The 13,880-nt window shown below is 65.6% G+C and carries 13 protein-coding genes and 1 tRNA gene; 4 read left to right on the top strand and 10 right to left on the bottom strand.

Annotated features, from left to right (window positions below):
• Positions 1 to 3: 3 nt before the first annotated feature.
• Both KF857_02025 and KF857_02020 read left to right on the top strand, forming a co-directional pair.
• Positions 4 to 1,773 carry a phospholipid carrier-dependent glycosyltransferase gene (locus KF857_02025; GenBank protein ID MBX3110760.1) on the top strand — a complete coding sequence of 590 codons (1,770 nt, stop codon included), beginning with the start codon at positions 4 to 6 and terminating at the stop codon, positions 1,771 to 1,773.
• A complete protein-coding gene (locus KF857_02020) occupies positions 1,686 to 2,585 on the top strand; it encodes a tyrosine-type recombinase/integrase (protein MBX3110759.1) in 900 nt (299 codons plus the stop codon). Before KF857_02025 ends, KF857_02020 begins: the two co-directional genes overlap by 88 nt.
• Before the next feature lies 1 nt (position 2,586).
• Here KF857_02020 and KF857_02015 read toward each other — a convergent pair whose 3' ends face one another.
• The 5 genes from KF857_02015 to KF857_01995 form a co-directional block, all read right to left on the bottom strand.
• Entirely contained in the window at positions 2,587 to 3,048 is a 462-nt protein-coding gene (locus KF857_02015; GenBank protein ID MBX3110758.1) for a hypothetical protein, read from the bottom strand.
• Positions 3,049 to 3,057: 9 nt separating this feature from the next.
• Positions 3,058 to 4,065, bottom strand: coding sequence for a tRNA (adenosine(37)-N6)-threonylcarbamoyltransferase complex transferase subunit TsaD (gene tsaD / locus KF857_02010; GenBank protein MBX3110757.1), 1,008 nt, complete (start codon positions 4,063 to 4,065; stop codon positions 3,058 to 3,060).
• A 3-nt stretch (positions 4,066 to 4,068) separates the two neighbouring features.
• On the bottom strand, positions 4,069 to 4,557 hold the full coding sequence (rimI, locus tag KF857_02005) for a ribosomal protein S18-alanine N-acetyltransferase (GenBank protein ID MBX3110756.1): 489 nt from the start codon (positions 4,555 to 4,557) through the stop codon (positions 4,069 to 4,071).
• Positions 4,550 to 5,251 (bottom strand): ABC transporter ATP-binding protein, encoded by a 702-nt coding sequence (locus tag KF857_02000; GenBank protein ID MBX3110755.1) that lies wholly within the window; start codon positions 5,249 to 5,251, stop codon positions 4,550 to 4,552. The genes rimI and KF857_02000 overlap by 8 nt, the downstream gene beginning before the upstream one ends.
• Before the next feature lie 113 nt (positions 5,252 to 5,364).
• Positions 5,365 to 5,441: transfer RNA gene (locus KF857_01995), tRNA-Met, on the bottom strand.
• Positions 5,442 to 5,512: 71 nt separating this feature from the next.
• Here KF857_01995 and KF857_01990 point away from each other — a divergent pair.
• Both KF857_01990 and KF857_01985 read left to right on the top strand, forming a co-directional pair.
• Positions 5,513 to 7,672, top strand: a complete 2,160-nt coding sequence (locus tag KF857_01990; GenBank protein MBX3110754.1) for a hypothetical protein — start codon at positions 5,513 to 5,515, stop codon at positions 7,670 to 7,672.
• 72 nt (positions 7,673 to 7,744) lie between these two features.
• Complete coding sequence (locus tag KF857_01985) at positions 7,745 to 8,632, top strand: sugar phosphate isomerase/epimerase (GenBank protein ID MBX3110753.1); 888 nt, start codon at positions 7,745 to 7,747, stop codon at positions 8,630 to 8,632.
• Between the two features lie 9 nt (positions 8,633 to 8,641).
• Here KF857_01985 and KF857_01980 read toward each other — a convergent pair whose 3' ends face one another.
• From KF857_01980 to ftsH, 5 genes are all read right to left on the bottom strand, one after another.
• A complete protein-coding gene (locus KF857_01980) occupies positions 8,642 to 8,944 on the bottom strand; it encodes an ATP-dependent Clp protease adaptor ClpS (GenBank protein MBX3110752.1) in 303 nt (100 codons plus the stop codon).
• A gap of 43 nt (positions 8,945 to 8,987) precedes the next feature.
• Positions 8,988 to 9,263, bottom strand: a complete 276-nt coding sequence (locus tag KF857_01975; protein ID MBX3110751.1) for an ATP-dependent Clp protease adaptor ClpS — start codon at positions 9,261 to 9,263, stop codon at positions 8,988 to 8,990.
• 25 nt (positions 9,264 to 9,288) lie between these two features.
• Complete coding sequence (locus KF857_01970; protein ID MBX3110750.1) at positions 9,289 to 11,520, bottom strand: hypothetical protein; 2,232 nt, start codon at positions 11,518 to 11,520, stop codon at positions 9,289 to 9,291.
• A gap of 4 nt (positions 11,521 to 11,524) precedes the next feature.
• Complete coding sequence (locus KF857_01965; GenBank protein ID MBX3110749.1) at positions 11,525 to 11,872, bottom strand: tetratricopeptide repeat protein; 348 nt, start codon at positions 11,870 to 11,872, stop codon at positions 11,525 to 11,527.
• Between the two features lie 63 nt (positions 11,873 to 11,935).
• Complete coding sequence (gene ftsH / locus KF857_01960) at positions 11,936 to 13,852, bottom strand: ATP-dependent zinc metalloprotease FtsH (GenBank protein MBX3110748.1); 1,917 nt, start codon at positions 13,850 to 13,852, stop codon at positions 11,936 to 11,938.
• Positions 13,853 to 13,880 lie beyond the last annotated feature (28 nt).

Genomic DNA, 13,880 nt, shown 5'->3' with positions numbered 1-13,880 from the left:
CCCGTGCTCGCCTGGTTCCAGCGACTCGACCCCAAACTGACCCGCTGGGGCCTGGCGCTCTTTGTCGGTGCGCTCGTTTTCAGACTGATCGGCATAGATTGGGGTCTGCCGTCGGCCGACCGCTACACCAGCCTGCACCCCGACGAAGACCTGAACATCGCGGTCAGCCAGCAGGTCAACCCGGCGGCAGGCAAGTTCACCACCGGCTTTTACAACTACCCGACGTTCTATCTGACCCTGGCAAGGGTCGGCGCGATGGTCGCCGACGGGTACGCCCCGCCTGGCGAAGTCAAGACGCCCGCAGCCGCCGCGGCCGTGCGGGCCCGGCACATCCTCGTCGGACGCTGGGTCAGCGCGTTGGCCGGTGCGGGGGCCGTCTTCGTGGTTTTCGCCCTCCTCTATCGTCGGGTGCACGACTTGGCCGCGCTCGCCGGAGCCTTGGCCGTGGCGGTCGCGCCCGGGCACGTCGTCCATTCCCGGTTTGCGACGGTCGACGTCCTCGGGGCGTTCTTTGTCGTCTTGTCGCTGTACTGGGCGGCCCGGATGCTGCCGCCCGACGGTGGGACTCCCGACGGTAAGGCGCTCATGCGCCACGCCTTGTACGCCGGTGTCTGCGCGGGCTTGGCGGCAGGCACCAAGTACAACGGCGCGCTGGCCTTGGTCGGGTTGGCGGTTCCGGTCGTCGTGTGGGCGCGCGGCGGACAAGGATGGGGATGGGCGGCCAAAACGTTTGGGGCGGCCTTGGCCGCGGCGGTCGCGGTGTTCTTCGTCACGACCCCGGGGGCACTCCTGGAACCCCAGGCGTTCCAACGAGACTTCTCCTTTGAGTTGTCGCACACGTCACAAGGACACGGGCTTGTCTTTGCCGGGACGTCCAGCGGCTTTGGCTATCACCTCGCCAACTTGTTTCTGGGCTTCGGCTTCTTGCTCACCGTCCTCGGGGCCGGTGGCCTGGTCTGGGGGTGCGTGCGCAAGCACGCCTGGCTCGGCGTCCTGCTCGTCTTCGCCGTGGTGTACTACCTCCTCATCGGCCGGGCGGAGGTGAAGTTCTTCCGGTACGTGCTCCCCCTGGTCCCGGTGCTGGCGGTCGGGGTGGGTTGGGTGTTCGACCGGTTCCACACCAATCCCGAAACCAGGTGGCGCACCGCCAACCTATTGCCGATCTTGGGGCTTGCCGGTATCGCCGGCGGCGGGCTGAACGCCGCGGCGACATGGACTTCATGGATGGCCTCGCCCGACCCGCGCGACGTGGTCGGCAAGGAATTGAAGGAGAAGGGCGGCACGCTCGGTCTCGTCAGCGACGCTTGGTTCTACACGCCGACCCTATTCCCCGAGGTCAGTCTTTCCCGCGGGGTCTCGTTCCAGAAGCGCCTGGACTTCCAACAGGCGGTGGAGAGCCCGCGCATCCTCCAGTTCGTGCCGGACAACCCTACCGCCCGCAAACCCTGGGACGCCCGGCTTGTCACCGAGCTCAAGCCCGACCGGATCGTCTACAGTAGCTTTGAACGCGACAACCTTGACCGCCTCACCGACCTGAAGGCCGTACCATCCGCGTTCCAGTCTCAAGTGGACGATTACAAGGAGTTCGTCCGGGCCCTAACCCAAGACTACGTTGAAGAGCAGGTATTCGCGCCCGGTGGGCCGAGCGTCGAAGACCTCATGTACATCCGTCCTACCCTTTACGTGTGGAAAAGGAAAACGCTTATCGAAGGGAATCCCGCCGCTTCCTCGACCACCTCGAGTTCGAGCGCGGCGCCAGCCGGCACACCCTGACGGCCTACACGAACGACTTGGCCGTGGCCGAAGGGTTCTTTGTGCGCTTGGGCAAGGGCTCTTGGGCCGACTTGGGGCCTGACGACCTCTTCCGCTACCAGGCCTCCCTGGCCCCGCCGGTCGCTCCGGCCACGGCCCGCCGGCGGGTCAGCAGCCTCCGATCGCTGCTCAAGTGGTTGAAGCGCGAAGGGCGGGGACCTGAGGGGCCGCTGCCGTCGGCCGCGGGAATCCGGTCACCCAAGCGGCTTCCCAAGGCCCTTTCTTGGGATGACATGGAGAAGATCCTGGCCACGGCCCCCGGCGACACGGCGGTCTCGTTACGCGACCGGGCGTTCTTGGAGCTTGTCTATGGCGGTGGCCTGCGGGTCAGCGAGGCCTGCGGACTCCGCGTGGGCGAGGTCAGGCCCGAAGACCAGGCCGTCATGGTCCTGGGCAAGCGGGGCAAGGTGCGGTGGGTGCCGCTTCCCGCCGAGACGCTGGCGTGGCTGCAGAGGTACTTGGCGGAAGGGCGGCCCGTGCTCGTGAAGAAGGCGGTCAGCGAAGTCTTTATCGGGCCAAATGGCCGCCCCATGACGCGCCAGTCCGCCTACCACGTGGTCCGGCGGTCGCTGGTCCGGAGTGGGGTCGAAAAGCATGCCAGCCCCCACACGCTGCGACATACGTATGCCGTCCACCTCGTGAAGGGTGGGGCCGACCTCCGGGCCGTCCAAGAACTGCTCGGCCACGCCAGCATCGACACCACCCAGGTCTACACCCAACTGGACACCGAAGCCGTGGCCGACGACTACCGACGGTCTCACCCTCGCAAGTAGCTTAAGGGACCACGACGACTTCGACCGCGCCGATCATATTGCTTTCGCCGAGGTTGACTGCCCGTGTGATGATGTAGCGGCCCTGCTTCAGGTCGGTCATCGCCGGGGTCGGGGCCTTGACCAAGTCGGGCCGGGCCGTCCCCTCGACAGTCCGGTCGGTGCTTGCGATGACGGCACCTTGGGCGTCGGTCACCGTCACCCGCTCGTAGCGGCCCGAGGCGGCCAAGGCCTGGAGGGTCTGGCGCAACTTGTCGGGTTTGCGTTCGAGCAACGAAGACGCGAGAAGCGGCGAGAGGGCGTCCACACCGCGCGAAAGCTCCTTGCGGCGGACACTTTCCATCCGGAGCATGGACGACCAGAAGACGAGGAGAATGATGAGCAGGCAAATGCCGGTCAGGACAATCTGGCGCAACCAGGTGGCCATCGGCTTCTTCACCGGAGGAGGGGTCTGATCGTCGCTCATACGTGCAGTTTAGCGGAGTCCCGGCAAGGGGTCGCCCGCCTTCACGTCAAGGTCCAGGGTGTCGCGCTCGCCGCGGGCGAGCCGGAACGACCCGGCGACCCCGATCATGGCGGCATTGTCGGTGCACAACTCGATCTTCGGGGTCCAAAACTCGACGCCGCGTCGCCGACACTCGCCGGCCAACCGGTCGCGGAGAGACTGGTTGGCCGCCACGCCGCCGACAAGAAAGAACGAGCGGGGGCCGACCTCGTCGAGGACCGAAGCGACCTTTCCGGCCAGGGCGTCCACGACGGCGGCCTGTAGGCTGGCCGCCGCGTCGGGCACGCTCAGCTTGTCGCCCTCGGCTTCGACTAGTCTCAACATCGCGGTCTTGAGCCCGCTGAAACTCCAATGGTAAGGGTCCTTGGGGAGCGCACGAGGAAGGTTGTAGCGGGCCGGGTCGCCTTGCTTGGCGCACTCTTGGACGGCACGACCGCCCGGATAGCCAAGGCCGAGGAGGCGGGCACCTTTGTCGAAGGCTTCGCCTGCCGCGTCGTCCAGGGTCTCGCCCAGCAGCCGGTAATCGCCAACGGCGTCGACGGCGACGAGCTCGGTGTGTCCCCCGGAGACGGTCAGGGCCAGCGCGGGGACGGTCGGCTCGGGGCCTTCGAGGACGAACGGTGAGAGGAGGTGGCCCTCCAGGTGGTGGACGCCGACCAAGGGAACGTCCCAAGCCGTCGCAAGGGCCTTGGCCGCGGTCAGCCCGACGCTGAGCGCGCCGACGAGCCCCGGACGGTTCGTGACGGCGACGCCCTTGATGTCGGGACGCCCGGCCGACGACAGGGCCTCGTCGATCACCGGGATGATCGACTCGACATGGGCGCGGGCGGCGGCCTCGGGCACCACCCCACCCCACTTGGCGTGCATCTCCGCCTGGCTCGCCACCACATTGCTGAGCACCGTCCGACCCCGGACGACGGCGGCGGCGGTCTCGTCGCAGCTGGTCTCTATGGCAAGCAGATGATCAGGAAACCACACGGATCATCCCTCTGGAGACCACTTGTCGAGTCCGTGCATCCACATGACGACCGCGTCTTCCTTGTTGTCCGGGTAGTAGTTCTTTCGCAAACCACAGGAATGGAAGCCGAGGGCCTCGTACAGCCTGGACGCGGCGGTGTTGCCGGCCCTCACCTCAAGCGTCGCGCACGTCGCCCCTCGCTCTTGGGCGTGCAACAGGAGTTCGACCACGAGCTTGCGGCCGTGGCCGGCGCGGCGGTAGGCCGGGTCGACGGCGACGTTGATGACATGCAGTTCGTCGGCGAGCACCCAACCGGCGGCGAACCCCACCGGACGCCCCGAGCCCTCCATGACCAAGAAGATGCCGTCGGGATGGCCCAGTTCGTTGCGGAACGACCGCTCGGACCATGGGGCAGAGTTGGACGCTTTTTCGATCTCGACGACCGGGCCGATGTGCCGTTCGGCCAACGGGACGATTTGGACGTGCTTGAGCGGTGTGCCCGCCTCAGCCACCGAGATACGCCTCTTTGACCTTGGGATCGGTCAGCAGGTCTTTGCCGACGCCGCTGAGGACGACGTCGCCAGTCTCGAGGACGTAGGCACGGTGGGCGACCTCCAAGGCCCGGTGGGCGTTCTGCTCGACGAGCAGGATCGTGCAACCGTCGGCGTTTAGGTCGCGGATGATGCTGAAAATCTCCGTGACCAGGTTCGGGGCCAGGCCCATGCTGGGTTCGTCGAGGAGGAGGAGCTTGGGACGGCTCATCAGGGCGCGGCAGATCGCGAGCATCTGCTGCTCGCCTCCGCTCATCGTCCCCGCGCTCTGTTTCAGGCGCTCGCGGACACGGGGGAACCGCTTCATGATCTTGTCCATGTCCGCCTCGATCTCTTTGTCCTTGCGGATGTAGGCCCCCAGCTGGAGGTTTTCATAGACCGTCATGTTCGTGAAGATCTTGCGCCCCTCTGGGCTCTGGCTGATGCCCAAGCGGACGATCTGGTCGGGTGAGGTCTCTTGGATCTGCTCCCCCATGAATGTGATCGTGCCCTCGCGCGGCCGCTGGAGGCCGCTGATCGTGCGCAGGAGGGTGCTCTTGCCCGCCCCGTTGCTCCCGATGATCGAGACCACTTCGCCCTCCCTTACTTCCAGGCTCACGTTGTGCAGGGCGCGGATGGCGCCGTAGTACACGTGGAGGCCGTCGATCGTCAGCATAGGTCGCCTATTATCCCCCTTCGGGCCCTCCTCAAGAAAGAAAGCCCTGCTGGGGATAGCAGGGCTAAGGTATGGCAGTTGGTGTTTGTATGATGTTGGAGGAATGGCTGTTATGGTAGCGACGCGCGGACTTGAACCGCGGACCTAACGGGTATGAACCGTTCGCTCTAACCAACTGAGCTACGTCGCCGTCCGTCTCTATTATGCCCCCAGACGGCACCGAGCGCAAGCATGGTCCCCATCGCCTAAACTGGACAGGCCATGGTCGCTGTCTTCACCGTCCTCTCCCTCGCCCGTCCAGGCGCGGACGTCGCCCAACTCGACGACTGGGCGACCAAGCGCGACATCGCCTCGATCGGGGCCGTGGCGAGCCCCGAAGCGGCCAAGGCCCTTACCCCGGTCAAGGTCAACGGGGCTTACGGCGGAGGGAGCAAGGGCTGGCACGCCTTGTCGCTGGTCGCACCGGCGGGTGGGCAGAGTTACGTGGTCTTCACCAGCCCCCAAACGTGCGAAGACTACGGTGACTTGGTCTTCACTTGGGCCGACGGCAAACTCACCCGGTACATCCCCGAGAGCGACGTCCTGGGCGTCCGGGCCGTCCACGAAGACCTGGACATCAGGTTCGAGCCGACCAAGCGCACCGCCCACATCGTGGCCGACGTCCGAGTCTCGCGCGAGGCGACGGCGGGGCCCTCGTTCTTCCTGCGCATATCGCCGAATTACCGGGTCAAGTCCGTAACCCGTGAAGGACAGACCGTGCCCTATGCCCAGGCTGGCGGCGTGGTCGCCCTGCCGACACCGCACGAGCCATCGGCGGTGTTCCGGGTCGCGTACGACGCGGTAGTGGACCAACTCGGATTTGCCGGGGCGATCCGCGACGACGAAGCCTTGTTGACCAACGACTACTTTTGGCTCCACACCGGGCGTTTGCCTCTCACTCACACCACCACGGCCCACGTGCCCGCCGACTGGGAGGTCATGGCGATGGGCGAGCCGGTGTCGTCTAAGACGGTCGGAGGCGAGAAGACGGTCGTCACCAAGATGGACCTTGCGGTGAGCTATCTGAGCTTCTCGGCGGGGAAATATAAAGTCGCCCGCAAAAAGGTCAATGGAATCGAGTTCTTCGTCGCCTCGACCAAGATGACGGACGAAGAAATGCGGCTCCAGTTGGAGTTGATGCCCCAGGTGACCAAGGACCTCTCACGATATGGGCGCTACCCGTTCTCACGCTGGGGGGCCGTCGACAGCACCTTGTATGTCGGTGGTGCCCTCGAAGCCTATTCCTTCGCCACGTATGGGCATGGATGGCTGCCCGACGACGACCGCCACGAGCCCAGCCACACCTGGTTCGGCGGCATGCTCTCCAACACCTACCTGAAGAGTTTTTGGAACGAGTCGTTTGCTGACTACGCCGGGCCACGGTCGGCGCGGAGGTCGTCGCTGGGCAACGCCGTCGAGCAAGACCGGGCCTTCCTCACCCATCCGTCGCCTGGTCGCTTGTGGGACACCGCGACATGCCGCGATTCTGGGGCGCAGAAGGGTGCGGTGGGGTCCGAACTGGGCTACGGCAAGGGTGGCTTCGTCTTGCAACAATTGGAGTTGGAGATGGGGCCCGAGGCGATGGACAGCGCCTTGGCCCACTGGGTGGCCGACCGTAAGAACGGCACTCCCTCGGAGTGGGACGACTTTGAGCGCTCGTTGGGCGACAACTGGAAGTGGTTCTTCAGCCAGTGGCTTGACCGGACGGGTTGGCCGGAGGTCAAGTTCACCGACGCCAGGTACGGAGACGGCCGCGTCTCCCTGGACTACGAGTTCACCGGTCAGCCCTACCGCATGACGCTCGAGGTCTGGGTCGAGGACGCAAAGGGGGGGAGCCTGCACAAGTTCACCGTCGGTGGGGAAGGCAGGGAGTCGAAGGGGACCGTGCACTTCGCTGTCGCCGCCAAGCCAGACCTCGTCGTGGTCGACCCGTACCGCCGGACCTTGGCCTCGCGCCGGTCGGGAGCAGGCGCACCGCTGACATTTGCAGCGAGTATGCGGTTCAAGTCGGTTGTCGACAGCCGCCATGCCGACTGGGCGGAGAAGGGTACGCCCCAGATGGTCGACGACGACTTGGACCACGTCAAGTTGGTCGGTCACCCAGACACGATGCCCGCCTTGAAGCCAGTCCTCGAGAAGGCGGGAGTGGCGTTTTTTGGTGACACTTTCACGTTCAAGGGGCAAAGGTTCGACCTCAAGGACTACTCCGTCGTCGGGGTCGTCCAAACGGGCGGAAAGACGACGGCCTTCCAGGTCGGCGGGCTCCGCCGTGACGCGGTGGTCGGCGACGCGGCCGTCGCGGTGGTGGACAAGCTGGGCCGGTTCATCAGAGGCACGACCCATCCCGTGCGGACCGGCGCGAACGCGCTTGTCGTAAAGTGACCAGGGCCTGGCCCAGGTAAGAGCCGAACCTGGGCCTGGGGCACTCCGCTGGTAACCTGCCTGCTGACAACCATGGGACGCGAGAACCACCAAGACATCCGCATCGGCACCCTGGCGGGCATGGCCAACGCCACCACCTATTTGCCCCAGGTCTTGCCCCACGGGTTCGAGAGTTTCGAGCTCACCAACTGGCAGTACCTGGGTGACATCGACCTCGCCGAGACGGGTAAGAAGGTGCAGGACATCGTCGCCGGCCAGGCGGTCATCAGCAGTGTCGGTATCTACGGCAATCCCCTGCAGGACGAGAAGACCGCGGCTGACTGGGAGAGGTTGATCAAGGGCGCCAAGCACTTTGGTTGCGACGTCGTCTGTGGTTTCGCCGGTGCCTTGGAAGACCGGCCGGTCGACCAAAGCATGCCCAAGTACAAGGAGGTCTTCGGTCACTTGGCCAAGGTGGCCGAGGGCGAAGGTTGTCGGATCGCCTTTGAGAACTGCGACATGGGCGGTACGTGGGACAGACCGGCGTGGAACATCGCCCATAGCCCGACGGCCTGGAACATGATGTTCAACGAGGTCGCGAGCACCTCCATCGGTCTGGAGTGGGAGCCGTGCCACCAGATGGTCTCACTGATCGACCCGGTCGCCCAACTGCGCGGGATCGTCGACCGGGTTTATCACGTCCACGGTAAGGACGCGACGATTGCATGGGACGTCCTGAAGACCTCAGGCTTGCGCGGGGGCAAGCCCTACGTCTGGCACCGGACGCCGGGCTTTGGCGACACCAATTGGACCGACGTCATCACCGTGTTACGACAAGGTGGGTTCACCGGAGCTATCGATATCGAGGGATGGCACGACCCGATCTACCGTGACGAGCTTGAGATGACTGGTCAGGTCCATGCGCTGAAATATCTGCAGTCCTGTCGGGGCGGGGCCTACGTCGAGAACCCGGTGACGTAGGGAGTCCCGTCAGTCGCCGGGCAGGGCTTCGACGCGTATCCCGATCGTGGCGACCACGTCGGCCACGCCCCGGCACTCGCCGCTCGAAGCCCGGTGGACCACACACTGGCCGTAGTGGTCGATCTCCCAGGCCTCGATGTAGGCCTCTTCGACGTCGCAACCCGTGGCGAGGACCAGGATGGTGACGACCTCTTCGTAGGTGTTCTTGTCGTTGTCGTAGACGACGACCATCCAATCAGGCTCGGCGACGGCCGACTGGTCAAGGTCTAGGTCGGGCGACGTGATCGGCGACGAGTCGAGGGTTTCCAGCATAAGCCAAGGCGGTTTGCGCTACGGCTATTGTACGACGTATGGTTCAGTCTGGGCGGACCAGGGTTCGGACGCCGACGCTTTCCATCGTGCGGGCTGCGGTCTCGCACACTTCCTGGGAGCCGGCGTGGACGACCGCCGACCCTTTCTCGTGGGCCTCCATCGTCTCCTCGATCGCCTCCTGCGGTCCGCACTGGGTGGCGAGCATGAGGGCATGGACGACGATGTCGATCGGCGTCACGTCGTTGTTGAAGATCACAAGGACGTGGTCGGACGTGCCTGGTGTCAGGCACTCCGGGATGTTGATCGGTCGTGCGTCCATGACGTCGCCTCATTCATTCTAACGTTCACGCGGCGGGAAGTGGTGCAGGGTCCACGCGGACACTTGCCCTTGGCTTGACGAGGAGGAGGGCGGCCAAGGCGAGGACGCCCACGCCGGATAGCATCAACCCACGGTCGAGGCCGGGGGGCCGGTATCGCAAGGCGACCTTACCGGGGCCGGTCGACGACGTCCCGATCTCGATCCAACGGCCATGGGGAGCCGCGGCGGTGCGTCCGTCTGCGGTCACCGTCCATCCCGGCAGGTTCAGGAACTTCACGGTCCCGGTGGCAGGGCCGATGACGTCCAGGTCGACGCCGTCGGCGCGGAGCGCGGACACCTTGGCTTCGCCGGCCGTCATGTCGAGGACGCCCTTGGCCCCCGGAAGTGCGACCGGGTCCGCCTCACGTCCCATGACCAAGGTGGAGACGCCGGCGTCGGCCAGCTTTCCGGCGTCCGCGCCCGGTTTGACGAACATCATGTTGCCGTTCGCGTCAGGAGCGGAGTCCTTGCCGTCGATCTCGTGGAGCAGGGCCACGGCGTCGCGGTGCATCAGCGAATCGTAACCGCCGACGTCCATGACGCGGTACGCCGTCGCGAGGTCGGGTGGCATTTTGGCCCCTGGCACGGCAAAGAGAAGCGACCAGCCGTTGTTCTCGAAGGCATACCGTTGGGTCGGGTCAAAGGAAACGTCCGGCTTGAGGGTCGGCAAGGTGCCAGAGGGTACGACGGTCGTCACTTGGGTCGCCAGGTGGGCCAGGAGCAGGGCGCCGACGGCGACGGGGGCCATCTTGGCCTTGAACGCCCACAGGAACACCCCGGCGAGGACGAGACCCAGGAGGGCGGTCGGCAAGACGTCGAGCATCCGGGCCGACACCAGGCTTTCGACCGTGGTGGCAGGATTGGCCCATGTGGGGACGCCTCGAGCGGACATGAGGGCGGCCACTGTGATCACCGCGCCGGCCACCGCGACACCAAGCACCACCTTAGAAGGTGGTTCTTCGCCTTCTTCTGGCCATCCGAGTGCCGCGACCGTGCACGCGGCGAGGACGAACAACACTCCGGCACGTCCTGGGCTACCCGTCGCCGCCCAGCCTGGCACGCCGAAATAAAGGGCAGCGTCCAAGGGAGTCCCCAGGGCCAAGAGGAGGCCGACGACCCCCGCTGCCGCGACCGGCCCGGCCACAAACCACGACCGGCGCTTTCTCAATCCACCGAGCAGCAGGAGGACGGCGGGACCGATGCTGAGGGCCGACTCGGCGAAGGACGCCCCGATCCGGGCCGAGGCGGGCCAATGCTGGGGGTAGGGCGGGCCTTCGGCTTGCACCTCGGCCCGGCCCGGGAACCCCAGGGCTCCCGGGTAGACCAGCCCGGCCAACTCGTAGGGTTTGGGGGCACCCGCGACGTAAGCGGCGTATCCCGCCTCGCCCGCGGCGGCTTGGCGGTGCCCGTCCTTGGACAATGTGAGCACGGGGACAAGTTGGGCCGACGCCAGGGCGAGGCCCACCGTCACGCCGACGACGCCCCAGCCCACCGCCATGCCGGCAGACTGGGCCGCCCGCGCCGCGGTGACGAGCCTGAGGACGGCGACGACCATGAGGGCGAGCAGCCCGTAGAACATGAACTGGACGTGTCCACCCAGGGCCATCATCCCGACACAGCCCGCTAGGGCGGCGGCACCGCGCGGGGTCGGCCGTTCAAAGAGGGAGAGGCCGGTCCCCAGCACCCAGGGGATCCATGCCACGGTGGTGAGCACGCTGGCCAGGGGCAACCAACCCAGCGTGAACGCCGACAAGGCGAAGAACACCCCACCCAGGCTCGCCCCGGTCTCCTGGGCGCCGCACCGAAGGGCGAGATAGCGGACGCCGAAGCCCGCCCACGCCAAATGGAACCAAGCAAGGAGGGTGATCGCCACTCCGGTCGGCACATGGAGCACCCCCATCAAGATGTGCAGAGGATAAAAGCCCGCCGACTGTGAGTTGGCAAGGAGGGGCGAACCGCAAAGTTGGTAGGGGTTCCAGAGTGGCAGTTGGCCCGAACCCCATGCCCGGAAGACAAGGTCCCGCCAGCCGTAGAACTGCAGGGCCGAATCGGCCTGTAACACGTCCCACGAGCCTCGGAGCGGTTGCGGTTGGAACGGCCAGAAGTGGCTGATCTGGTCCCACGGGCCGACCACCTCGCCTAGGAACACGCACCTCCACAGGGGGACCAGCGGTATCAGGGCCAGCAACGCCCAAGTCCAGGGGAAGGGGCGCTTCATCGCCTCACGGGCAATAGACGAGCTGTTGCTTCGCTTTCTCGTGTCCGGGTTGGATCCGGACGACCTCGCGGAACTGGGCGCATGCTTCGTCTTGCATGCCGAGCATCGTCATGGTCATGCCAAGGTCGAACCGGGCGTTGACGTGGTTGGGATTGGCTTCGACCACCTTCTGCAGCGTGGCGAGAGACCCGTCAAAGTCACCTTCAAAGCCTTGCACAAGGCCCAACTGCCACAACGAGTCGGCATGGCCGGGGTCAAGACTCAGGGCCTGCTCCAGCTTCACCTTCGCCTCACGATATCGCCCGTCGCAACGTAGCTGGAATCCCTCTTGGTACAGAACTTGGACGCTCATGCCAATCCGACTGCCCCCGCGTCTGGCCTAATATACCGGACGCGGGTGGAAGCTGGTCTAGGGTCAGGCCGTGCCTGGTTCCAGTTGGGTCGGTTGGGTCGGCCGCGCCTTGTCTTTCGGTGTGTCCGCGTTGGGAAGCGGCGGTGCACTGGGCGGCACCGGCAGGGGCGGGAGCTCCTTGCCCTCCATCACCGCCAAGAACTCCTCGCGGTCGAGGGTCTCGCGCTCCAACAGGGCCTCGGCGAGCCGGTCCATCGTCTGCTTGTGCGAAGTCAGGATTTGGGTCGCGCGGCTGTGGCATTCGGCGACGAGTCGGTGGACCTCCTCGTCGATCTGCCGGGCCACGTCCTCGCTGTAGTCCCGGTCCTCGGCCATTTCCCGGCCCAAGAACGGGTTCCTGCTCCGGCGGCCGATGGCGAGCGAGCCTAGCTTCTCGCTCATGCCGAACTGCATGATCATCGCACGGGCGATGCGGGTCACCCGCTCCAGGTCGTTGCCCGCGCCGGTGTAGCGCTCACCAAAGGCCACCTCTTCAGCGACCAAACCGCCCAAGAGCATGGTGATGTCGTCGATCAGTTCGCTCCGGCTGGTGGTGTAGCGGTCCTCGTCGGGCAACTGCATGGTGACGCCGAGGGCCATGCCCCGCGGGAGGACGGTGACCTTGTGGATCGGGTCGCAGTGCTCAAGCAACTCGCCGATGATCGCATGGCCCGCCTCGTGGTAGGCGGTCACCTTGCGCTCGTCCGAGTTCATGACGCGGCTCTTGCGGGCCGGGCCCATCATCACCCGGTCGAGGGCCTCTTCAAGCTCCGCCATCGTGATCCGCTGCTTGTTGCGGCGTGCGGCGAGCAGGGCCGACTCGTTCAGTGCGTTGGCGAGGTCGGCGCCGGTGAATCCGGGGGTGCGCTTGGCGAGCACTCCCATGTCGACGGCCGAGTCGAACGGCTTGCCCTTGGCGTGGATGTTCAGGATCGCTTCGCGTCCCTTGGCGTCAGGGGCGTCGACCACGATCTGCCGGTCGAACCGGCCGGGCCGGAGCAGGGCAGGGTCCAAGACGTCGGGTCGGTTGGTCGCCGCGATCAAGATGACGCCGGTGTTGGGGTCGAAGCCGTCCATTTCGACGAGCAACTGGTTCAAAGTCTGCTCGCGTTCGTCATGGCCGCCCCCGAGCCCGGCCCCGCGCTGCCGGCCCACCGCGTCGATTTCGTCGACGAAGATGAGGCAAGGGCGGTGCGCCTTGGCGGTGTCGAAGAGGTCACGCACACGTGCGGCGCCGACGCCGACGAACATCTCGACGAAGTCCGAGCCGCTGATGTGGAAGAACGGCACTCCAGCCTCGCCGGCAATGGCGCGGGCCAGGTGCGTCTTGCCGACGCCTGGAGGGCCGGTGAGCAGGATGCCCTTCGGGATCTTGGCCCCGAGGGCGACATACTTCTTGGTGTTGCGGAGGAAGTCGACGACCTCGTACAGTTCCTCCTTGGCTTCCTCGATACCGGCGACGTCTTCGAAGGTCACTTTCGGGGTGTTCTCGCCCGCCCGCTTCGCCCGGCTACGGCCAAAGTTGATCGCTTGGTTGCCGCTGGCCTGCGCTTGGCGCACCATCATGAAGTAGATGAACCCGCCGATCAAGATGACCGGCAGGATGAGCCCGGCCAATTGGATGAGGGCCGCCGTGGGAGGTGCACCGTTGATCTTGTACTTGACGCCCTTCTTGTCAAAGAGTTGGATGAGGTCTGCGCCGGCGGGCGAGTCGCTCGACACCGCGTAGACGGTGAACTTGGTCTTCTTCCCGTCGACCCCATAGTCGCCGGAGATGATCTGTTGCTGCCAGTTGACTTCCTTGATCGTGTCTTCGTTGACCTTCTGCGTGAAATCGCTCAACGACAAGTCTTCCGGGGCCGACGGGGCCAAGGACAACGGCCCGCCACCGGTCGCCATGGTCTGCAACAGCACCATTGCGCCGATGACGACCAGCACCATCACCAGAATCGCTCGCACACCCTTGTTG

This window comes from Fimbriimonadaceae bacterium (assembly GCA_019638795.1).
Lineage (GTDB): Bacteria > Armatimonadota > Fimbriimonadia > Fimbriimonadales > Fimbriimonadaceae > JAHBTB01.
The sequence above is the reverse complement of the archived record's forward strand: the minus strand, read 5'-3'. Positions and strand labels throughout refer to the sequence as shown.

Coding starts and splice junctions, on each gene's coding strand:
- ftsH (MBX3110748.1), bottom strand. CDS start 13,852: ATGGTGCTGGTCGTCATCGGCGCAATGGTGCTGTTGCAGACCATGGCG.
- KF857_02000 (MBX3110755.1), bottom strand. CDS start 5,251: ATGCTGACGATCGACGGCCTCCACGTGTACTACGGCGCCATCCGCGCC.
- KF857_01970 (MBX3110750.1), bottom strand. CDS start 11,520: ATGAAGCGCCCCTTCCCCTGGACTTGGGCGTTGCTGGCCCTGATACCG.
- KF857_01980 (MBX3110752.1), bottom strand. CDS start 8,944: ATGCTGGAAACCCTCGACTCGTCGCCGATCACGTCGCCCGACCTAGAC.
- KF857_01975 (MBX3110751.1), bottom strand. CDS start 9,263: ATGGACGCACGACCGATCAACATCCCGGAGTGCCTGACACCAGGCACG.
- KF857_01965 (MBX3110749.1), bottom strand. CDS start 11,872: ATGAGCGTCCAAGTTCTGTACCAAGAGGGATTCCAGCTACGTTGCGAC.
- KF857_01985 (MBX3110753.1), top strand. CDS start 7,745: ATGGGACGCGAGAACCACCAAGACATCCGCATCGGCACCCTGGCGGGC.
- KF857_02015 (MBX3110758.1), bottom strand. CDS start 3,048: ATGAGCGACGATCAGACCCCTCCTCCGGTGAAGAAGCCGATGGCCACC.
- KF857_01990 (MBX3110754.1), top strand. CDS start 5,513: ATGGTCGCTGTCTTCACCGTCCTCTCCCTCGCCCGTCCAGGCGCGGAC.